At 68.4% G+C, this 19,671-nt stretch carries 22 protein-coding genes; 10 read left to right on the top strand and 12 right to left on the bottom strand.

The annotated features are described in order from the left end of the window. Window position 1: 1 nt before the first annotated feature. From AB4Z09_RS02975 to AB4Z09_RS02965, 3 genes are all read right to left on the bottom strand, one after another. Window positions 2–814: an alpha/beta fold hydrolase gene (locus AB4Z09_RS02975; RefSeq protein ID WP_442239149.1), complete on the bottom strand. Its 813-nt coding sequence runs from the start codon at window positions 812–814 to the stop codon at window positions 2–4. A gap of 102 nt (window positions 815–916) precedes the next feature. Continuing rightward, entirely contained in the window at window positions 917–2,101 is a 1,185-nt protein-coding gene (locus AB4Z09_RS02970) for a L,D-transpeptidase (RefSeq protein WP_114718673.1), read from the bottom strand. 52 nt (window positions 2,102–2,153) lie between these two features. Further along, complete coding sequence (locus AB4Z09_RS02965; RefSeq protein WP_442239148.1) at window positions 2,154–3,257, bottom strand: UDP-N-acetylmuramate dehydrogenase; 1,104 nt, start codon at window positions 3,255–3,257, stop codon at window positions 2,154–2,156. Between the two features lie 23 nt (window positions 3,258–3,280). Between AB4Z09_RS02965 and AB4Z09_RS02960 the strand changes: the two genes are divergently transcribed. The 3 genes from AB4Z09_RS02960 to AB4Z09_RS02950 are packed head-to-tail and all read left to right on the top strand — an operon-like array spanning window position 3,281 to window position 5,121. After that, window positions 3,281–3,784, top strand: coding sequence for a DUF2505 domain-containing protein (locus AB4Z09_RS02960; RefSeq protein ID WP_114718671.1), 504 nt, complete (start codon window positions 3,281–3,283; stop codon window positions 3,782–3,784). 45 nt (window positions 3,785–3,829) lie between these two features. Next, entirely contained in the window at window positions 3,830–4,336 is a 507-nt protein-coding gene (locus AB4Z09_RS02955) for a DUF2505 domain-containing protein (RefSeq protein WP_114718670.1), read from the top strand. A 5-nt stretch (window positions 4,337–4,341) separates the two neighbouring features. After that, entirely contained in the window at window positions 4,342–5,121 is a 780-nt protein-coding gene (locus AB4Z09_RS02950; RefSeq protein ID WP_114718669.1) for a class I SAM-dependent methyltransferase, read from the top strand. Between the two features lie 89 nt (window positions 5,122–5,210). Here the strand turns inward: AB4Z09_RS02950 and AB4Z09_RS02945 are convergent, their stop codons facing one another. Beyond that, window positions 5,211–5,822 carry a type IV toxin-antitoxin system AbiEi family antitoxin domain-containing protein gene (locus tag AB4Z09_RS02945; protein WP_174912665.1) on the bottom strand — a complete coding sequence of 204 codons (612 nt, stop codon included), beginning with the start codon at window positions 5,820–5,822 and terminating at the stop codon, window positions 5,211–5,213. A gap of 140 nt (window positions 5,823–5,962) precedes the next feature. On the opposite strand from AB4Z09_RS02945, the gene AB4Z09_RS02940 reads away from it, so the two are divergent. Continuing rightward, window positions 5,963–6,706: an LmeA family phospholipid-binding protein gene (locus AB4Z09_RS02940; protein ID WP_174914946.1), complete on the top strand. Its 744-nt coding sequence runs from the start codon at window positions 5,963–5,965 to the stop codon at window positions 6,704–6,706. A gap of 7 nt (window positions 6,707–6,713) precedes the next feature. On the opposite strand, the gene deoC is transcribed toward AB4Z09_RS02940, so the two are convergent. Beyond that, on the bottom strand, window positions 6,714–7,391 hold the full coding sequence (gene deoC, locus AB4Z09_RS02935; protein WP_174912667.1) for a deoxyribose-phosphate aldolase: 678 nt from the start codon (window positions 7,389–7,391) through the stop codon (window positions 6,714–6,716). Window positions 7,392–7,428: 37 nt separating this feature from the next. Here deoC and AB4Z09_RS02930 point away from each other — a divergent pair, with 37 nt between their 5' ends. Together AB4Z09_RS02930 and purU are read left to right on the top strand one after the other, a co-directional pair. Further along, window positions 7,429–8,271: a class I SAM-dependent methyltransferase gene (locus tag AB4Z09_RS02930; RefSeq protein WP_442239147.1), complete on the top strand. Its 843-nt coding sequence runs from the start codon at window positions 7,429–7,431 to the stop codon at window positions 8,269–8,271. A gap of 17 nt (window positions 8,272–8,288) precedes the next feature. Then, window positions 8,289–9,176 carry a formyltetrahydrofolate deformylase gene (gene purU / locus AB4Z09_RS02925; protein ID WP_174912669.1) on the top strand — a complete coding sequence of 296 codons (888 nt, stop codon included), beginning with the start codon at window positions 8,289–8,291 and terminating at the stop codon, window positions 9,174–9,176. Window positions 9,177–9,198: 22 nt separating this feature from the next. On the opposite strand, the gene AB4Z09_RS02920 is transcribed toward purU, so the two are convergent. The 4 genes from AB4Z09_RS02920 to AB4Z09_RS02905 form a co-directional block, all read right to left on the bottom strand. Next, entirely contained in the window at window positions 9,199–10,233 is a 1,035-nt protein-coding gene (locus AB4Z09_RS02920; RefSeq protein ID WP_174912672.1) for an alpha/beta fold hydrolase, read from the bottom strand. A gap of 12 nt (window positions 10,234–10,245) precedes the next feature. Further along, entirely contained in the window at window positions 10,246–11,007 is a 762-nt protein-coding gene (locus AB4Z09_RS02915) for a MerR family transcriptional regulator (RefSeq protein WP_114718960.1), read from the bottom strand. A gap of 89 nt (window positions 11,008–11,096) precedes the next feature. Further along, on the bottom strand, window positions 11,097–12,032 hold the full coding sequence (locus AB4Z09_RS02910) for an AurF N-oxygenase family protein (protein WP_442239146.1): 936 nt from the start codon (window positions 12,030–12,032) through the stop codon (window positions 11,097–11,099). A gap of 180 nt (window positions 12,033–12,212) precedes the next feature. Then, on the bottom strand, window positions 12,213–12,506 hold the full coding sequence (locus tag AB4Z09_RS02905) for a DUF2516 family protein (protein WP_114718662.1): 294 nt from the start codon (window positions 12,504–12,506) through the stop codon (window positions 12,213–12,215). A 155-nt stretch (window positions 12,507–12,661) separates the two neighbouring features. On the opposite strand from AB4Z09_RS02905, the gene AB4Z09_RS02900 reads away from it, so the two are divergent. Next, entirely contained in the window at window positions 12,662–14,059 is a 1,398-nt protein-coding gene (locus AB4Z09_RS02900; RefSeq protein WP_442239145.1) for a flavin-containing monooxygenase, read from the top strand. 81 nt (window positions 14,060–14,140) lie between these two features. On the opposite strand, the gene AB4Z09_RS02895 is transcribed toward AB4Z09_RS02900, so the two are convergent. The 3 genes from AB4Z09_RS02895 to AB4Z09_RS02885 form a co-directional block, all read right to left on the bottom strand. Continuing rightward, on the bottom strand, window positions 14,141–15,019 hold the full coding sequence (locus AB4Z09_RS02895; RefSeq protein ID WP_114718660.1) for a heparin-binding hemagglutinin: 879 nt from the start codon (window positions 15,017–15,019) through the stop codon (window positions 14,141–14,143). After that, on the bottom strand, window positions 15,012–15,494 hold the full coding sequence (locus AB4Z09_RS02890) for a helix-turn-helix domain-containing protein (protein ID WP_254622631.1): 483 nt from the start codon (window positions 15,492–15,494) through the stop codon (window positions 15,012–15,014). The genes AB4Z09_RS02895 and AB4Z09_RS02890 overlap by 8 nt, the downstream gene beginning before the upstream one ends. A gap of 105 nt (window positions 15,495–15,599) precedes the next feature. Continuing rightward, a complete protein-coding gene (locus AB4Z09_RS02885; protein ID WP_442239211.1) occupies window positions 15,600–16,811 on the bottom strand; it encodes a DUF445 domain-containing protein in 1,212 nt (403 codons plus the stop codon). A gap of 234 nt (window positions 16,812–17,045) precedes the next feature. On the opposite strand from AB4Z09_RS02885, the gene AB4Z09_RS02880 reads away from it, so the two are divergent. From AB4Z09_RS02880 to AB4Z09_RS02870, 3 genes are all read left to right on the top strand, one after another. Continuing rightward, window positions 17,046–17,792 carry a TetR/AcrR family transcriptional regulator gene (locus AB4Z09_RS02880; protein ID WP_114718659.1) on the top strand — a complete coding sequence of 249 codons (747 nt, stop codon included), beginning with the start codon at window positions 17,046–17,048 and terminating at the stop codon, window positions 17,790–17,792. Between the two features lie 41 nt (window positions 17,793–17,833). After that, a complete protein-coding gene (locus AB4Z09_RS02875) occupies window positions 17,834–18,187 on the top strand; it encodes a DUF4873 domain-containing protein (protein ID WP_442239144.1) in 354 nt (117 codons plus the stop codon). Between the two features lie 77 nt (window positions 18,188–18,264). Next, on the top strand, window positions 18,265–19,638 hold the full coding sequence (locus tag AB4Z09_RS02870; protein WP_442239143.1) for an ABC1 kinase family protein: 1,374 nt from the start codon (window positions 18,265–18,267) through the stop codon (window positions 19,636–19,638). The last annotated feature ends 33 nt before the right edge of the window (window positions 19,639–19,671 follow it).

The raw sequence follows: 19,671 nt of genomic DNA, 5'->3' as shown, positions 1-19,671 counted from the left end.
CTCACAGCGTCGCTGCGGCCCACTCGATCGCGTCCGACACCTGTCCCGGCTGCGACACCAGCACCGCGTGTGAGGCGCCGGGGATGTCGGTGATCTGTGCACCCGCGCGGTCTGCCATGAATCGCTCGGACGCGGGTGGGATCACGCGGTCCTGGCCGGGGATCACCGCCCAGGTCGGCAGGGTCTGCCACGACGGGTCCTGTGTCGGCTCGAGGTTCGCAGACAGTGCGATGGACCGCTGGTGGGCAATCATGTCGGCTGCGGTGGCGTCGGAGACATCCTGGCAGAAGGCCTCGTGGAAGCGGCTCGGGTCGATGTAGCCGTCGATGTTCTTGCCGATGGGATTGGTCGTGTCGTCGACCGCCTTCACCTGCAGCACCGGCGGCACCAGTTGGCTACCGGGGAACGTGAGCGGGTTGAGCGCCGCCATCGCCGGTTCTCCCTGCGCCGGAATGAATCCGGCCACGTAGACCATTCCGGCCACGTTGGGCGAATGGGTGTTGGTGATGACGGCACCGCCGTACGAGTGCCCGACCAACAGCACCGGACCCGGGATGTCCGCGAGGGCCTTCTCGATCGCGGCCGAATCGTAGGCCGGTCCGCGCAGCGGATTCGACGGCACCACGACGTTGTACCCGCGCCCTCGCAGTTCGGCGGCGACGGGATCCCAGCTCGTGGTGTCCGCGAACGCGCCGTGCACCAGCACGACGGTCGGCACGGGCTTGGCGGTCGCCGGCGACACTCCCACCGCCAGAACCGCTGCGAGTGCCAGCACGCACATCGCCGTCAACGTCCGAATCCTGCGCATTCTCACGGCGGATCTCCTCGCGTCGGAAGTCCGTCGACTTTCCCACGCCGCCAACACAGGTCAGGACGGTTCGGCCCAGCCGAGACTCAGCCGTGCCTCACCCGAGACTCACGCGAGCGCCGACATCGACAGCCACGTCGGCCAGTCGATCGCCCAGTCGTAGACGTCGCCGTCCGCGGCCGAGAGGTCGATGCGGGTGCCGGTGACCTCCACCGGATCGCCGTACATCGCTGTGCCGAAGTACTCCTCGGCGTCCGACAGCGACAGGTTGATGCACCCGTTCGTCACGTTCGATGCGCCCTGGACCCCGACCGTGGCCGGATTCGCGTGGATGAACTCGCCGTTGTTGGAGATCCGCACCGCCCAGCGCTCACGGACGTTCTCGTAGTACGGCGGGTTGGACATCAGGAAGTCCTCGTGCTTCTCGGTGACGACGTGGACGCCGCTGCGGGTGACGTTGCGGTCCTCGTTGCCCTCGCCGTAACTGACGGGAATGTCCATGATCGTGACACCGTCGCGGACCACCTGCATGCGATGGCTCGGGGCGTTCGCCTTGACGATCTGGCTGCGGCCGATGGAGAAGTTCAGGCTCACGTCGCCCGCGCCGTAGGCGCCCCCACCGAAGTCGACGCCGTACAGATTGGCATCGACGTTGACGGTCGTGCCGGGTACCCAGTAGTTCGCCGGCCGCCAGTGCGCCCGCGCGCCACGGTCGTCGGGCAGCCACGCCCACGCGCCGGGGGTCGGCGGATTCGTGGTTACCTTCAGTGCCTTCTCGACGGCGGCCTTGTCCGCAATGGGTCCGTCGAACTGGAGGATGATCGGGGCCCCGATGCCGACGACCTGACCGTCGGCGATGTTGGTGCGCACCGACGTCGTCGTGACCGGGTCCACGGTCGTGAACGAGCCGGCGACCGGCACGGATTTACCGTCCGAACCGACTGCGGTGCCAGTCCACGTGTAGGTGCTGCCGTAGCCGAGGGGTTCGGTCACGGTGAACGACTGACCGTCGGGGCTCAGCGCACCCTGCACCACCTTGCCGGTGGCATTGGTGAGCGCGACGCCCTGCAGCGTGCCGCCGTCGACACGGATCGAGACCGGTTCGACGGGGTTGACGCCCTTCGCGCCGGCGGCCGGCGTCTGGACCACCTCCGCAACGGGGGCAGCCTCGGCCTTGCTGTCCGTGGCGCCACCCGTAGCGATGGTGCAGCCCGCGAGCAGCGTCACACCCAGCAGGACGGCGACCACCGCCAGCAAACGCGTCCGAATTGACCGAATCCCCTGATCATGCACGGATTCAACGGTACTCGCCGCACGGTAGTGGCTTTCGTCACTCAGACATCGATCAGATGACGACGCCCACCGTGACGGGCTCCGGTTCGAGGCGCACCCCGAACGCGGACTCGACACCGTCCCGGACAGTTCGGGCCAGGTCCACGAGGTCACCCGTGACGGCCTGCCCGCGGTTCGTCAGGGCCAGGGTGTGCTTGGTGGACAGGCGAACCCGCGACTCGGCACCCGGGTAGCCCTTGCCGAACCCGGCACGCTCGATGAGCCAACCCGCGGACAGCTTGGTCAGCTTGGTGCCGGCCGCCCCGGGGAACTGCGGGATCCGCACGTCCGCACCGACCTTCGCCCGGATCGCGTCGAGAATCGTGGGCAGGCTCACGTCCGGGACCACCGGATTGGTGAAGAACGACCCGGCGCTCCACGTGTCGTGGTCGTCGGCGTCGAGCACCATGCCCTTGCCGCGGCGCAGGCCGAGGACCACGTCGCGCACCTCGGCGGTGGGCCGTCGCTCGCCCTCCTCGGCGCCGAGAGACGACGCCAGTTCGCGGTACGCGAGCGGTGCGCTCGAGCCGTCGGGCCGGACGGTCATCTCGACGGCCAGGACCAGCGCGTCGTCGCGGTGCTTGAGGACGCTGGTGCGGTACCCGAGGCCCAGCTCGGACAGCTCCGCCCAGTGCACGTCGCCGGTGGTGCGATCCAGCAGCTGCACGCGTCGCAGCAGCGAGCCCACCTCGACGCCGTACGCGCCGACGTTCTGCACCGGGGTCGCCCCGGTCGAGCCGGGGATCCCGGACAGGCACTCGAGCCCGCCGAGGCCCGCGGCGACGGTCTTGGCGACGACGTCGTCCCACGCGGCGCCGGCCTGCGCGAGCACGGTCTCGTCACCGAGCTCCACCCCGGCGTCGGCGACGCGGACCACGACGCCGGCGAACCCGTCGTCGGCGATCACCAGGTTGGATCCGCCGCCGAGGATCAGCGTCGGCACCTGCGCGTCGTCGAGGGCGCGGACGACGTCGACGAGGGTCCGGGTGGACGGGCATTCGGCCAGTACCGCGGCGGGGCCGCCGAGCCGCAGGGTGGTCAGGGTCGACAGCGGCACCTGCTCGGACAGCTGGGCGCCGGCGTCGACGAGGCGCCCCCGGATGAGTGGATCCAACACGTGGAAACGGTAGCGTGCCGTCCATGGCCCGACACATCGAGCATTCCGCGCAATACCCCCAACCCGTCGCGACGGTGCACGCCGCACTCACCGACGAGGGCTACTGGCATGCCCGTCTGCAGCAGGTGGGCGGGCCCGGCGCGAAGCTCGACAAGGTCACCGTCGGTGACGGCACCATCGACGTGGCGATGACGCAGGCCGTCCCCGCCCAACATCTGCCGTCCGTCGTCACCAAGATCCGTCCCGGTGACCTGATCATCACGCGTACCGAATCGTGGGGTGCACTACAGGGCGACCGGGCCGTGGGCACCTTCTCCGCCGAGGTCGAGGGCGCTCCCGGGCAGCTGCGCGGCACCATGACGCTCACCGCGGACGGCAGTGGATCGCTGCTGGTCATGGAGGGTGAGGTCGAGGTCAAGATGCCGCTGATCGGCGGCAAGATCGAGTCGGTCATCGCCGGTCAGGTCCTCGAACTCCTCGACGCCGAGGAGGACTTCACCGGCCAGTGGACATCCTCGGCCGGGTAGCCGCTTTCTCCAACGGACCGGGCACCAGCCGGTAATCTGCCGGTCATGGCCCGTCGTATCGACTACTCCGCCAGGTTCGACCACCCTGCCGAGCTGGTGTACGCCGCGCTGGGCAACCCGGACTACTGGGAAGCGCGGATGGAAGAGATGCGCAAGTACGCCGACAACGCAGGGAACCTCGTCTCACACGAGGTCCACGACGGCGGCATCGACCTGGTGCTGCACCACGTGCTGCCCCGCAAGGACCTGCCGGAGATCGCGCAGACCGTGCTGAAGAAGGACCTGATCATCACCCGCAAGGAGCGGTACACCCCGTTCGGTGACCCCGTGACCGGCACCTACGAGGCCTCCATTCCGGGCGGACCGGGCAGCCTCACCGGCACGATCGAACTGTTCGGCACCGACACCGGGTCCACGCTGCGCACGTCGTCGGAGGCGAAGGTGTTCATCCCGTTCGTCGGCGGCAAGCTCGAGCAGCTGATGCTGGTGAACCTGGTCGACCTGTTCCGCACGGAAGCCGAAGTCACGGCCACCTGGCTCGCCCGGCAGTAACCGGCGTGCGTGAAGGTAAACCCGTCGGCGTCATCACCCGCGGCACCACAGGTATCAATCGGCTGCGCCGAAGCGACCGCTGGCTCGTGCACAGCCCCGCCGTCACGAGGATGCTGCGTGACGCCCCCGACCCGCTGATCGTCGACCTCGGCTACGGCGCGATGCCGGTCACCACGTACGAGATGGCGTCCCGCCTGCGGACGGTGCGCCCCGACGTCCGCGTCGTGGGGCTCGAGATCGACCCGGACCGGGTGGTCGAGGGCCGCGACGGCGTGAGCTTCGCGCGCGGCGGCTTCGAACTCGCCGGCCTGCGACCCACCCTGATCCGCGCGTTCAACGTGCTGCGCCAGTACCCCGAGGACGCCGTCGACGAGGCGTGGGGCCGGTTGCGCGCCGGTCTCGCGCCCGGCGGTCTGATCGTGGACGGCACGTGCGACGAACTCGGGCGCCGCTGCGCGTGGGTGCTGCTCGACCGCGACGGCCCGCGCTCGCTGACGCTCGCCTGGGATCCGTTCGGCGTGGACCGGCCCAGCGACATCGCCGAGCGCCTGCCCAAGGCGTTGATCCACCGCAACGTCCCGGGCGAACGCATCCACGACCTGCTCGTCACCGCCGACCGCGCCTGGGCGACCGCCGCCGGGCTGGCGCCGTTCGGCCCACGGGTGCGGTGGCGGGAGACACTGCATCTGCTCGCCGACCTCGGCGTCCCCGTCGCACCCCAGCGCCGCCGCCTGCGGGACTGCGTCCTCACCGTGCCGTGGAGCTACGTCCGACCCGGGCGGTAGCGCGTACGGTTCACCCGCCGATCGCCGGCATCACCGATCGCGAGCTATGCAGACTCGCAACGGAACTCGCCGATCACGATGCCGCGACGCTACCGGCACGACCCCAGCGCGTGCTCGATCCGCTCGGCGACCTGTTCGGGCCGGCCGTCGCATTCGGCGCGCAGGCGTTCGGGGTCGATGCGGCCGATCGCGACGCCGTCGCTGACGACCTCGTCGAACAGGTCCTGCGCAATCCCGCCGGTCGCGAGGTCGAGTGCGGTGCACAGCGGGGTGGTGATGCCGAACGTCCCGGTCTGTTCAGTGTCCTCGGGTCGCAGTTCCCGGCGGTGCAGCGCAAGCCGGCGGGTGGGTGCGGGTGCCGAGCCCGTCGTCGACAGGTGCACGAAGCTGGGGTGCAGGTGGCCGAGGCCGTGCAGTTCTGCGGCGCTCTGATGCGAGACCACCGCGGCGCCCTCGAACCACGCACACCACTTGGCGTACTCCTCGAGGTCGGTGCGCGGGAATGAGGCGAGCCGGAACAGATCCCGTTCGATCCGCAACCAGGACCCCTCGGCCAGGCGGCCGCCGATATCCTCGGCAGTGCAACCAAGACGCAGCGCCTGCCCGGTCGTGAAATACCCCGCTTGCCGGAGCGCAAGACGACGCAGATCCTCACCCGCCTCAGGGGTGGGTTCTCGCCGCGGATCTGTCCAGCCCGCCATGCAGCAACAGTACTGCGCGGATATGCAGCGGATCACAGTTTTGGCGGAGCCGGTGTCCATACCGATCCCCCATTCACAGAAACCGTTCAGAGTCTTCGGGGAGAATCCTTCTCATGTCGGCACCAGTGAACGCACCCCAGATGCCCACGCCCCCGAAGCCCAAGCGGCGCAAGGCGGTCATGATCTCGCTGATCGTGGTCGCAGCGCTGGTCGTCGCACTCGTCGGCGGTGAGCTGTTCCTGAGGCAGCGCGCGACCAGTTGCATGGAGTCGCAGTTCCAAAGCCAGCTGGGCTCCGACGTGAACGTCAGCCTCAGCTGGAAGCCGGTGCTGTGGCAGATGGTGGGCAAGGACGTTCCGTACGTGAAGATCGACAGCTCCGGCTCGTCGTTCGGCCCCGCTCAGGGGATGGAGGTGCACGCCCGCGCCAACGACATCAAGATCACGGACTCCCCCGACAGCAGCGGCACCATCGGCAGTTCCAGCGCCGATGTCACGTGGTCGACGGCTGGGATCCTGGCAACCGTGCAGTCGCAATCGCTGGGCAACCTGGTCAGCTCGGTGACCTCCGATCCCACAGCGGGGACGCTGAAGTTCGCCGTCGGTCCGGCGGGACTAGCAGACCTGACGGTGCGCCCGTCGGTGCAGAACGGCGGGGTCGTCGTCGAGACGGTAGGCGCGGAGATCCTCGGACTCGGCCTGCCCACGGCGCTCGTCGACGGGATCGTGCAGACCCTGACGGACAGCCTGCAGCAGTACCCGCTGGGCATGGCCCCCACGTCGCTGACCGTCACGGACAACTCCGTCGACCTGAACCTCGAGGGCGGTCAGTACGTGATGCCGCCGCAGGACCCCAACGCGCAGAGCGGCTGCAGCCTGCTCTGACGTCCGGTCAGGACTGGTCCGGCAGCCCGTCGAGCACGGCGCGGGTACCGGACAGTCCCAGCCGGGTGGCGCCGGCCTCGATCATGGCCAGCGCCGCCTCGGCGGTGCGGATGCCGCCGCTGGCCTTGACGCCGAGCCGACCTCCGACCGTCTCGGCCATCAGGCGCACCGCCTCGACGCTCGCACCGCCCGCGGGGTGGAATCCGGTGGACGTCTTGACGAAGTCGGCGCCCGCCAACTGGGCGGCCCGGCAGCTTTCGACGATCGCCTCGTCCGACAGGGCGGCCGACTCGATGATCACCTTCAGCACGGGTCCCGGGCCGATGGCCTCACGAACGGTGAGGATGTCCGCGAGGACCGCGTTGTACTCGCCGGCGACGGCGGCCCCGATGTCGATCACCATGTCGACCTCCGCGGCACCCTGTTCGACCGCGAGGCGCGCCTCGGCGCCCTTGACCAGCGAATGATGCTTACCGGAAGGGAATCCGACGACGGTCGCGACCGCCGGTCCACCCCCCTCGGTCCGCAGCGGCAGCATCGACGGCGACACACACACCGCGTACGCGCCCAGTTCGCGGGCTTCCGCGACCAGCGCCCGGACATCGGCGTCGGACGCCTCCGGTTTGAGCAGCGTGTGGTCGACCATGGCGGCGACTCGGGACCGGCTGAGCGCGATGTCGGACATGCCCCGAAGCTTGGCACAGCTCGTTAGCATCGGTCGTATGGCAGGCACGCACGCCGAGGAGATAGCCGCGACGTTCGACGCGGCCGCCGCCGACTTCGACCTGGTGGCCCCCGATGTGTGGGGTCCGGCGGGGCAGGCGCTGGTGTTCCAGGCCCGACTGAGTCCGGGTGACACGGTCCTCGACGTCGGTAGCGGCACCGGTGCCTCCGCGCTGCCCGCGGCCCTCGCCGTCGGCCCCACCGGGCTGGTCCACGCGGTCGACCTCTCCGACGAGATGCTCGAGCGCGGCCGGGTGAAGGCGTCGGACCGGGCGCTGCTCAACATCGAGTTCGTGTGCGCCGACGCCACCACGTGGGAGCCGCCGAGCACCGTCCCCGACGTCGGCTACGACGCCCTGCTCAGCTCGTACGCGGTGTTCTTCCTGACCGAGATGGATCAGGCGTTCGCACGGCTGTGCGGTCTGGTGCGTCCCGGGGGCACCGTCGGCGTCACGGCCTGGCAGGACACCGCGCTGCGCGAGTACGCGACGACGTTCCTCGACGCGCTCGGACGGCACCTGCCCGAGCCGCTCCCCGACCGCACCACCAAGATGGAGCCGGCGCAGCGGATCGACAGCACCGACAAGCTGGGCGCGTGGCTCACCGACGCCGGCACCGAGGCGGTCGAGGTGCGCGCACTGTCGAACCTGATCCCGGCGACCGAGGAGTTCTGTTGGAACTTCGTGCTGGGCAGCGGGTTACGCGCAACGCTCACCGGCCTGGCGCCCGACGTGGTCGACCGGGTGYGACGCGAGTTCATGAACCTGATCACCGACCGCGAACTGCACACCGTGGACGCCACGACGCTGGTCGGTACGGCGAAGGTCGTCGGGTTTCCCTGACCTGAGAGACTGGGCCCATGAGTTCAGCTGCCTCGACCGACGACCGTCGTTACGTCTTGTCTCTGGGTTGCCCCGACCGCACCGGCATCGTGGCCCGCATCTCCGCGTTCCTCGCCGAGATCGGCGGCTGGATCGTCGAGGCCGCGTACCACGCGGACGCCGATACCGGTTGGTTCTTCACCCGGCAGGCGGTGCGTGCGTCGTCGATCAGCCTGAGCCTCGAGGAGATGCGCGAGAAGTTCGCGGTGGTGGCCGCCGAGCTGGGTCCCGAGACCGAGTGGACGCTCACCGACACCGGCGAGCGCAAGCGCGTCGTGCTGCTGGTCAGCAAGGAGGGCCACTGCCTGCACGACATCCTCGGCCGCGTCGCCGCCGGTGAGCTGCAGTGCGAGATCGCTGCTGTGATCGGCAACCACCCGGACCTCGAGCGGGTCACCAAGCGCCACGGCGTCGACTTCCACTACGTGTCGTTCCCGAAGGATCCGGCCGAGCGCGGTCCCGCGTTCGAGCAGGTGCGCAAGCTGGTCGACGAGCACGACCCGCACGCGGTGGTGTTGGCCCGATTCATGCAGGTGCTACCCGCGGAACTGTGCGAGCACTGGGCCGGCCGCGCGATCAACATCCATCACAGCTTCCTGCCGTCGTTCGTCGGCGCCCGCCCGTACCACCAGGCGTTCACGCGCGGCGTCAAGCTGATCGGCGCCACGTGCCACTACGTGACGGCAGAGCTCGACGCCGGCCCGATCATCGAGCAGGACGTCATCCGCGTCGATCACACCGACGAGGTGGCGGACATGGTGCGTCAGGGCCGCGACATCGAGAAGCTGGTCCTCGCCCGCGGCCTGCGGTGGCACCTGGAGGACCGCGTCCAGGTGCACGGCCGCAAGACCGTCGTCTTCAGCTGACGGACGCCGGTTGACGCCGCAGTCAGTTCGAGTTGCGCAGGCGCTCGACCTCGGCGTTGAAGTCGGCGACGGCCTCGACCGACGTCATGTGACCGATGCCCTCGAGCACTATCAGCCGGTCGAGGTGCTCGGCGTCGTCGAGGGCCTGCGCCAGGCGGCGGGCGTGTGACGGCGGTGTGAGCCGGTCCGCGGTGCCGACCATGACCGTGGTCGGCACCGTCAGGTTCTTCAGGCCGTCCTTGATGTCGAGGGTGCTCAGCGCCGCGCCCCATCCACCGCGGGTGCGGGGATGACACCCGGTGACGATGCGTTCGCAGAACGCCACCTCGGCGGGTGTCGCGCCGGGCGCCATCGCGACGTACTTGATCGCGCGCGTGGTCATCGGGGACGCCGGCATCGGCATGGCCGATCCGAGGACCGCCCGGCCCACGGGCACCGGCATCCGCGGAAAGCGTTGCGGCAGTGGGATGACCGTGGTCTCGGCGACCAGGCTGTCGGTGCCGGTGCTGGCCAGCAGCACGGAACTGGCGTACCGATCCACCTGCTCGGGGTACTTGCCGGCCCATGCGACGATGCTCATGCCGCCCATGCTGTGCCCGACGATCTCGGCCTTGCGTCCGTCGCGCACCGTGGCGGCGAGGACGGCGGCCAGGTCGTCGGCGAGGACGTCGGGGCTCAGCGGAATCCGACCGATGTCACTGCGGCCGTGACCGCGCTGGTCGTAGGCGATGACGCGGTACTTCTCGGCGAGCGCGTTGATCTGCGGATTCCAGAAGTCGGACGAACACGTCCAGCCGTGGCTGAGCACGATCGGATCGGCGTCGGGCGATCCGTAGGCCCGCACGTGAAGCTCGGTGCCGTCGGCGCTGGTGACCGGGACGATCTCCGGTTCGATCCCCGGAGTGGCGAACAGCGCTGCCTCGTCTCCGGGATCTGCTGTCGCCGACGCGTTCCGCGCCCGCGCCGCAACCACGGCACCACCCGCGAGTGCTACCGCTCCCACGGCACCGATCGACGTCCACAGCGCCTTGTGCGACTTCCGTGCAGCCACTTCCACTCCCCTGTTCCTCTAGCCGGCGCGCGTCGAGTCCGACTCGGGCGCAACCTGTTCGAGCTGACTCGCGGCTTTCGCGAGCGCTTTCGAGATCTGTTCCTCCATCGCCTCGGCGAACAGCGCGTGCACCGCGTCGTGCGCGAGCGGGCGCACCTGGTTCACCAGGGCCGCAACCTCCGAGACCGTTGCCGGGTCGAGGTCGAGCGTGCCGCCCTCGGGGGCGAGGTACCGGTCGGAGACCAGTTCGACGAACCGGGCCGCGACATCACCGAGATCGCGGCGGACCGCCTCGGTCTGCTCGAGAATGTCGGCGAGTGGGACCCCGGCGTCGACGAGGACCTGGGCGGCCTCCATGAGCCGCGGGTTGGCGACGGAGTAGTCCTTGCCGGCCTTCGCGAGGACACCCAACTGGGTGCCGAGCGCGATGTTGGCCTCGGTGGTCTGCTCGCCGAACATCCGGCGCAGTTCCGACATCGTCAGTTTCGCGGCTCGACGGTACTTCTTCCACCGTCCGCCCGGGTCGTCGGTCTCGAGAACGTCGCGGACCTGCAGTCCGTACTGGGCGGCGGTGAGCAGTTCACTGATGGTGGCGAACGTGTATCCACGGTCGAGCATCCGGCTGATGAGATTGAGCCGCGCCAGGTGCGACTCGTTGTACCAACCGGCGCGCCCCTCCTTGCGCGGCGGCGGCAGCAGACCACGATCCTGGTAGACCCGCACATTCCGCACGCTGACACCGGCCTCGCGAGCGAGGTCGTCGATGCGGTATTCCTTCATGTTCCGCCTTCCCCACTGGGACCGCGACGGCGTCAGCGGTTCCGGCGCGGTCGACGGTGTGGGAAATTCTATCGCGGTGAGCGTGGGCACTAGATGACGTGCGCCCGGCGCAGCAGCGCCTTCGACGGTCCGCCGATCAGCCCGCACTCGTCGAGGAACTCGACGGTCTTGCGGGAACCCTCGCGGATCATCTCGTGGTAGTGCGCGTTGCTCCTCGCCGCCAGCTTGGCTTCGTCGACATCGAGTCCGGCCGCCGCGTAGACCTGCTCGTTCACGAGGCACGTGACGATGAAGTACGCGGTGACACCCAGCACCAGACGCTGATAGGCGCGCTTGGGACGCGACAACGTCCTGACTCGTCGGACGGTCTCCTCGCGCGCGAACTTGATGTGCCGGGCCTCCTCGAGCACATGAATCTTGCTCACGGTCCGCGTGATCGGCTGCACCCGCTCGTCCTTCATGAAGTCGCGCTGCATCATGTCGAGGATCTCCTCGGCGAACAGCGTGCCGCCGTAGGCGAGTGATCCCGAGGCCGTCGACTTGAACAGCCGGGCGGAGTTGAGGATCCACCGCTTCGGCCGGTACGACGGGATACCGAAACGCTGCGCCGAGCGCGCGAACATCGTGGAGTGGCGGCACTCGTCGGCGATCTCGTTGAGCGCGAACTGCACGTGCGGGGTGGACGGATCGTGCGAGTAGATGTCACGCAGCAGCATCTGCATGAGGATCATCTCGAACCAGATCCCGGTGCCGGCGACGCTCGCCGCCTCGTGCCGGGTGAGGGTGATCCGCTGCTCCTCGGTCATCCGCTCCCACAATTCGGTGCCGTACAGGCTGCACCACTCGGGGGTCATGCCGTAGAGATCCTCGGGGACGGGCGCTTGCCAGTCGACCTCGACGAGCGGGTCGTACGACTTGCGCGCGGCCGACGCGAGCAGTCGCGCCGCGGTGTCCTGCCGATCCCCCACCCGCATGTGACGAGACTGCCGGGCTTCGGCGGACTCCCGGTGATGAGTGATCGACATCGTCAACTCCTGCTCGGGCCGGCGTTCGCACTCGTCGCGTTCACGCAGGTCATACGCTGGGAAAAGAGGCGGGACACGCCCGCATCCGGGCACGAATCGACGATAACACTGTCACAATGAGCATTGTCAAGGTTTATCTGTAACTTATCGTCAACAGATGGTTGGAGCGGGAGCGGACGGCTACCAGCGAGGTCCACGCTGGATGTCGTCGACCCGCGGGCGGACGTCGACAAGGTACACGCAGATGGCGACCACTCCGATGAGTCCGAGCATGTTGACCGGGCCGAACAGGAACACCACGAGCAGGGCGGCCACCAGGATGCCGAGCCAGATCGGCTTGCTCAACTTGTCCACCGCAGTGAACGCGTCCTTGCGCTGCCGCGCCGCATGAAAAATCGCGAAGGCAGCCCCGGCCAAGGCAACCAGCTTCAGCGCGAACAGGATCAGACCGATGAGACCGCCAGCGATAGTCACGATTCCATTCTACGGAGCCGTCGCCGCGCCGTCCCCCGCACCGTGAGGTACGAAATCGCGGGAGGCGGCCGGCCGATGACGAAGGCGCCCGCCGGATGCTGTGGCACATGACACACTGATGGGTACCGGCGCGACCAACAGGATCGGCAGGCGTCATGGCACCCACTCCACGCAGCGCGGCCACCGACAACTCCGCACAGACCTTCGACGCGGACGCCTGCGTCGTCGGGGCGGGTCCCGCGGGCCTGGCCGCAGGCAAGGCGATGGCCGACCGAGGCATCACATTCGACTGGTTCGAGAAGGGGTCGATGGTCGGCGGCCTGTGGCGCATCGACAACGACAACGACGGCTCAGCGGCGTACGAGACCCTGCACCTCAACAGTTCGCGGCCGCTGACCCAGTACCCGTCGTACCCGATGCCCGAGCACTGGCCCGACTTCCCGCACCACACCCTGATGGCGCAGTACTTCCAGAAGTTCGCCGAGGACAACGGACTCGTGGAGCGCATCACGTTCCGATCGCCGGTGACGCGGATCGAACCGCTGCCCGGTGACGGACTCCCTGGCCGTCAGGGGTGGGCGGTCACGACCGACGGCGGTCGGACCCGCACCTACCGCTCCGTGTCGGTGGCGACCGGACACCACGGTGTGCCCAAGCAACCGCAGTTCGCCGGCTCGTTCTCGGGCCGGTCCCTGCACGCGCACGAGTACGTGGAACCGTCGATGTTCGAGGGCAGGGACGTCCTCGTCGTCGGCGTCGGCAACTCAGGGATGGACATCTCGTGCGAGGCGTCGCGGGTGGCCCGCAACGTGTACCTGTCGACGCGGCACGGGGTTCATGTGATCCCGAAGTACGCCTTCGGTCGGCCCATCGACCAGTTCACGTCCCCGCTCTTCGCGTACATCCCCTTTCCCGTGGAACGCAAGCTCTACGAGATGCTCATCCGGCTCAGCACCGGCCGGCCGCAGGACCGCGGGCTCCCGAAGCCGGACCACCGGCTACTGAGCGCGCACCCCACGGTGTCCTCGGAGCTGTACGACCGGGTCGGGCACGGCGACATCACGATCAAGCCCGACGTCGACCGTCTCGACGGCGACAGCGTTCGTTTCGTCGACGGCAGTCGCGAGCACGTCGACGTCGTCGTGTACGCGACCGGTTACCGGGTGTCGTTGCCGTTCCTCGCCCCGGACGTGTACGACCCCGCCGGAAACTCGATGCCGCTGTATCAACGGGTGCTGACGCCGGATCGGCCCGGCCTGTTCTTCATCGGCTTCATCCAGACGGTGGGATCGAACATTTCGCTGGTAGAGCTCCAGTCGGACTGGGTGGGCGATCTGATCACGGGAGCCTCGCAGCTCCCGTCCGACGCCGAGATGCGGGACTGGATCGCTACCGATCAGGCCGCGCTCGCGCACCGATACGTCCGGTCCGAGCGCCACACGATGCAGGTCGATTTCTGGCGCTATCGGCGCGCGCTGAAGGAAGCCCGGTCCCGGAAGAAGAACCCGACGCTGGTCGAACGTCTCACCCGCCCGCTCCTCGGCCTGCGTTGACGACGAACCCGGGGCGCCTCGACAGAGGCGCCCCGGGTTCGTTGCGAGAGTCCGGAGGGCGCGACGACCCCCGGAGAAATATCAGTCCGTGGTCTTCTTCGTCGGAGCCTTCTTGGCGGCCGGGGCCTTCTTCGCGGCGGCAGCCGGGGTGGTCTTGGCAGGGGCAGGCTTGGGAGCCGCAGCCTTGGCCGGCGCAGCCTTCTTCGCCGCGGGTGCGGGCGTGGCCTTCTTCGCGGGAGCCGGGGTGGCCTTCGGTGCTGCGGCCTCGACCCGCCCGGCGGCAGCCTCCGACGTGGCCTCCGCACGCTCACCGGCGCCCACGACGCGGCTGGCGACCGAGTCGCCGGTCTCGGACAGGCGTTCCGCGACGCTGTCGCTGGTCTCCGACAGCACCACGGCAGCCTCGTCGGCGGCGTCGCTGATGCGGCCGGCCGCGCGACCGGCGAGCTTGGCGGCCTGCTCTCCGAGTTCGCGGGTCTGACGAGCCACGGTGCCGAGTGCTTCCTCGGTCAGTTCGACGGCGTCGCCGAAGACGGCCTCGGCGCGCCCCAGCTGCTCCTCGACGGCCGGCTGCTTGCGGATGCGGTCGACAGTCTCCTCGCCGCGCTCGGCCAGAGAGACGTACAGGTCGGACGCCACCTTCAGGTACGCCTCGGCGACCTTGCGCAGCTCGTCGGCGGTGAAGCGCTCGCGCAGCTCGGCAAGCTCCTCGGGCAGCTCGGACGGCAGCGCGGCGAGCCGCTCGCGCAGCTGCTCGACACCCTCGGACACCTCGCCCGGCAGGTTGGCCCAGCGCTCGCGGGCCTCCTCGATGCGCTCGGACATGTCGGTGTTGGTGTTCTCGGCGCGCGAGCGCACCTGGGACACGACGTCGGCGACGGCCTGGACCACGAGGTCACCGGTACCGACGGCGGCGTAGAACGGGGTCTTCACGTTTTCGATGATCTTCGGATCAGTCATTCTCGGATCTCCTGTCGAGTGGATCTGCGATCTCGTGCTCTTCGTCGTCCGAGTCGGCCACACCCCCCGGAGCCTGATCGGCGGATTCGGACTGTTTCGGGTCGTTCTCGCGACAGAACGACTCGTAGATCTCGAGGAGCACCTGCTTCTGCCGCTCGGTGATGGCACCGTCGGCTAGTAGCGCGTCCCGGACCGGGCTGTGTGGGCGTTGTTCGAGGAATCCGGCCTGCATGTACAGGACCTCGGATGACACCCGCAAACCCTTCGCGATCTGAGCGAGGACGTCGGCGGACGGCTTTCGCAGTCCGCGTTCGATCTGACTCAGATAGGGATTGCTGACGCCGGCGAGTTGTGCGAGCTGACGTAAGGACACCTGCGCCGCTTCCCGCTGTGAACGGATGAAGCTGCCGATGTCCTGAGCAGCGTTGCTCACGACTCGCGCGGCACCACTCATGTCGTCGGGCTCGTCGGCCATCAGTACTCCCTGTTCTGTGCGCAAACCCCACGGTAGAACAGGGTGCTAACAATTGCAAGCACTTTGCTAGCACTTGCCTCGAGGTGTGCCGGAGAGCGGCCCCGATCAGCCGAACATGAGCTGCGAGATCGTGTAGATCGCCAGGCCCGCGAGGGCACCGACCACGGTGCCGTTGATGCGGATGAACTGCAGATCCCGACCGACCTGCAGCTCGATCTTGCGGCTCGCCTCCTCGGCATCCCACCGCTGCACGGTCTCGGTGATGATCGCGGTGATCTCGTCGGTGTAGTTCTCGGCGACGTACCGGGTGCCGGAGAGCAACCAGCCGTCGACCTTGGCGCGCAGCGTGGCGTCGTCCCGGAGGCGCTCACCCAGGCTCGCGAMGTTCTCGGCGACCTTGCGGCGCAGCGTGCTGTCGGGGTCGTCGACGGATTCCATGATGAGCCGCTTGGCGACCCGCCATGTCGCGGCGGCGAGTCCGGTGATCTCCTCGCGGCCCATGATCTCGGCCTTGATCGACTCGGCCTTCGCGATCGTGGCCGGGTCGTTCTGGAGGTCGTCCGCGAAGTCGATCAGGAAGCGGTTGGCCGCCAGCCGCACCTCGTGTTCGGGGTTGGACCGGACCTTCCACGTGAACTCGACGAGCTCGCGGTAGATCTTCTCGCCGAGCATCGCGTCGACGAACTTGGGCGACCACGACGGCGAATCCCGGCTGATGATGCGGTCGATCGTCTCCTGGCTGTTCAACGCCCACTGGTGCGCGCGCTCGGCCAGCAGGTCCAGCAGCGGCATCTGCCGGTTCTCGCGCAGCAGCTCGGCGAGGACCTTGCCGATCGGCGGCCCCCAGTCGGGCTCGGCGATCCGTCGGACGATGGTGTTGTCGATGATCGCGGTGACGTCGTCGTCCTTGAGGACCTCGACGACACCGCGCAGCAGGGTCGCGGTTTCGGCCGCGACGCGCTGTGCGTGCGCGGGTTCGGCCATCCACGTGCCGACCCGCAGCGGGATCTGCGCGTTCTCGACCTTCGCCGACACCACCTCGGGGGCCAGGAAGTTGTCGCCGACGAAGTTGCTGAGGCTCTCCCCCAGCTGATCCTTCTTCCGTTTGATGATCGCGGTGTGCGGGATCTTCAGCCCCAGCGGATGCCGGAACAGCGCGGTCACCGCGAACCAGTCGGCGAGCGCGCCGACCATACCGGCCTCGGACGCCGCTCTGACGTACCCGACCCACGCGCCCGCACCGCGGGACTCCTGCCATCGACAGAAGAGGTAGACGACGGTCGCGAACACCAGGAATCCGGTCGCGATCGCCTTCATCTTCCGGAGGTCGCGACGTTTGGCGTCGTCGTCGAAGACGCCGGCGAACGTGGACGCGGATGACGGCACCGCCCGCGGCCGCTTCTCGGACGGAAGCGGGGCCGGGGGCGACTGCACGGGCTGCACGGGCTGCACACTCGTCATTGTGCCGAAATCCGTGATCACACCGCGGAGATAGACGTCACTCCTACCTATCGGCACATTAAGCTGACCTTCTGGATCAACCCCGAACGGATGTGGCGAAACCCAGTGCCGAAGCAAACCGCAGATCTACAGACAACCGAATCCGAGACGACCGGCAAGAGCGAGAAGCCCGACGGGCGCAAGCGTCGTTGGCGCGAACACAAGATCGCGCGCCGCGAGGAACTCGTGGACGGCACGATCGCGGCCATCCGCTCCCGGGGCCGCGACATCGGCATGGACGACATCGCGTCGGAGATCGGTGTCTCCAAGACGGTGCTGTACCGCTATTTCACCGACAAGAACGACCTCACCAGCGCGACCATGATGCGATACGTCGAGACGATTCTCGCGCCGCGCATGTACGAGGCGATCGGCGAGGATCTCGACGAGTACGACCTCACTCGTGTCGCGATCTCGGCCTACGTCGAGACGGTCGCGGCGGACCCGGACGTCTATCTGTACGTGATGGCCAATAGCTCGGGGCCCAATCGCGACGTGGTCGCCGACTCCGAGCGGATGATCGCGGAGCTGCTCGCGACGGTGCTCGGCGAGCGGCTGCGGAGCATGGACATGGACTCCGGCGGATCCGTGCCGTGGGCGTACGGCGTGGTGGGTGCGGTCCAGCTGGCGACGCACTGGTGGATCTCGAACAAGTCGATGTCGACGGACGACCTCATCGACTACCTGGTGATGATGACGTGGGGCGGCATCGCGGGCATCGCGGCGTCCAACGGGTCGCCGGCGCGGTTCAAGTCGGTGCCGCATCCGCTACGCGAGAAGCCGGACCAGACCGACTGATCAGATCTTGTGTTACCGCCGGTAACAAGTATTCTGGCGGTGTGACCGACTTCACCGACCCGCGCGACGAGCACCACGACGACGAACCGGCCGGCTACCGGGGCCCCGCCCAGGTCACCGTCGGCGGGCATCGTCCCGTCATCGTCGACGTCGAACTCTCGGGCAACTTCGAGCCCATCAGCGGTCGGTTCGTGTGGCGCGGGCGCGTCCGCGAACTGACGGCCGCGCTCGGTGGCGACGTCGCCGTGCCCGCCGGGACGGAATTGACGATCGCCACCGCGGAGGGCACCGGCGTGGCCGCGGTCAGCGACCTGGACCTGTGGGGCAGCCACATGGTCGACGGGCTGACCCGGCCCCCTTTCCCCGCCATGGAGGACACCGAGGGGCTGCTCTAGTGTGACCTGTTGCACGCAGGCACAGCACCCGCCGAGGCACCCCTTCCGCCGTCGCTTCTCGCATCCGGAGGTCTTCGTTGGCCGACAAGGTTCCCACGTCCCGCCTCGTGCGGGGATCGAAGTTAGGCCAGGTCGCCGCCGGTCGCGCCATCCGTAGCGCCGGCACCCGGGTGTCGATGGTCGGCCGGTCCGAGGAGGTCCGCGCGCGCCTGGCGGAGAAGTCCGCGATCGCCGCCGCCGACCAGCTCGTCACGGTCCTCGGGAGCATGAAGGGCGTGGCGATGAAGCTGGGACAGATGCTGTCGATCCTCGATCTCGACCTCGTTCCCGAGGAGCACCGGGAGGAGTTCCAGCGCAAGCTCGCGGCACTGCGGGATCAGGCGCCGACGACGTCGTTCGAGACGATGCGCGATGTGATCGAGGCCGACTACGGACGCCCCCTCGGCGACGTCTTCGCGGAGTTCGACCCCGAGGCGGTGGCCGCCGCGTCGATCGGTCAGGTCTACCGGGCCCGGCTGCACGACGGCCGCGACGTCGCGGTCAAGGTGCAGTACCCGGGCATCGACGCCGCGATCCGCGCCGACATGAAGAACCTCACGATGTTCCTCAAGATCTGGAAGTCGACGGTTCCGACGTTGTCGACGCCCGCGCTGCTGAACGAGTTGCGCCTCAATTTCGAGGGCGAGCTGGACTACGAGCGCGAGGCACTCACCCAGCGCAAGATCGCGCAGTTGTACGCGAACCACCCCTTCATCGCGGTCCCGGACAGCGTTCCGGAGCTGAGCACCCACCGCGTGCTGGTGAGCGAGTTCTTCGGCGGCACCGGTTTCGCCGGCATCCGCGAACTCCCCCAGCGGGAGCGAAACCGGATCGGCGAGATCATCTTTCGCTTCTACATCGGTTCGCTGTACCGCTATCACGAGTTCTGCGGAGACCCGCATCCCGGAAACGTGCTGCTCGGGGACGACGGCCGTGTGGGGTTCGTGGACTTCGGACTGTTCAACAGCATGGACGCCGAGCACGTCGAGTTCGAGAAGAGCTGCCTGCGCGCGGCGACCGAGGGCCGCAAGGACGACCTGCACGCGCTGATGGTGCAGCGCGGTGTCATCTCTCCTGCGGCGGAGGTGACGCCGGACGAGTGCCTCGACTACGTCTACGCCGCTGCGGAATGGAACCTGGTGGACGCCGACATCGCGATCACCCCGGAAATGGCGAGCACGGGCTTCCTGCTGGCGATCGACCCGCGCGCGTCGGAGTTCTCGGGCATGAAGAGCCAGAGCCTGCCTCCCGAGCATCTGTTCTCGAGGCGCGCCGATTTCCTCACGTTCGGGGTTCTGGGCCAACTCGACGCGAGCGCCAACTGGCACCGCATCGGCCGGGAGTGGGTGTACGACGATCCGACGGCCACCGAACTCGGTGCGGCCGAGGAGCGGTGGCGGCGCGCCCGCTGAATCCGTCCCCGGCGGCACCGGTTGTGGCACAGT

Source organism: Rhodococcus sp. TAF43, assembly GCF_052113525.1.
Classification (GTDB): Bacteria; Actinomycetota; Actinomycetes; order Mycobacteriales; family Mycobacteriaceae; genus Prescottella.
Note: the sequence above shows the minus strand (reverse complement) of the source record. Positions and strands in the feature narration are given on the sequence as shown.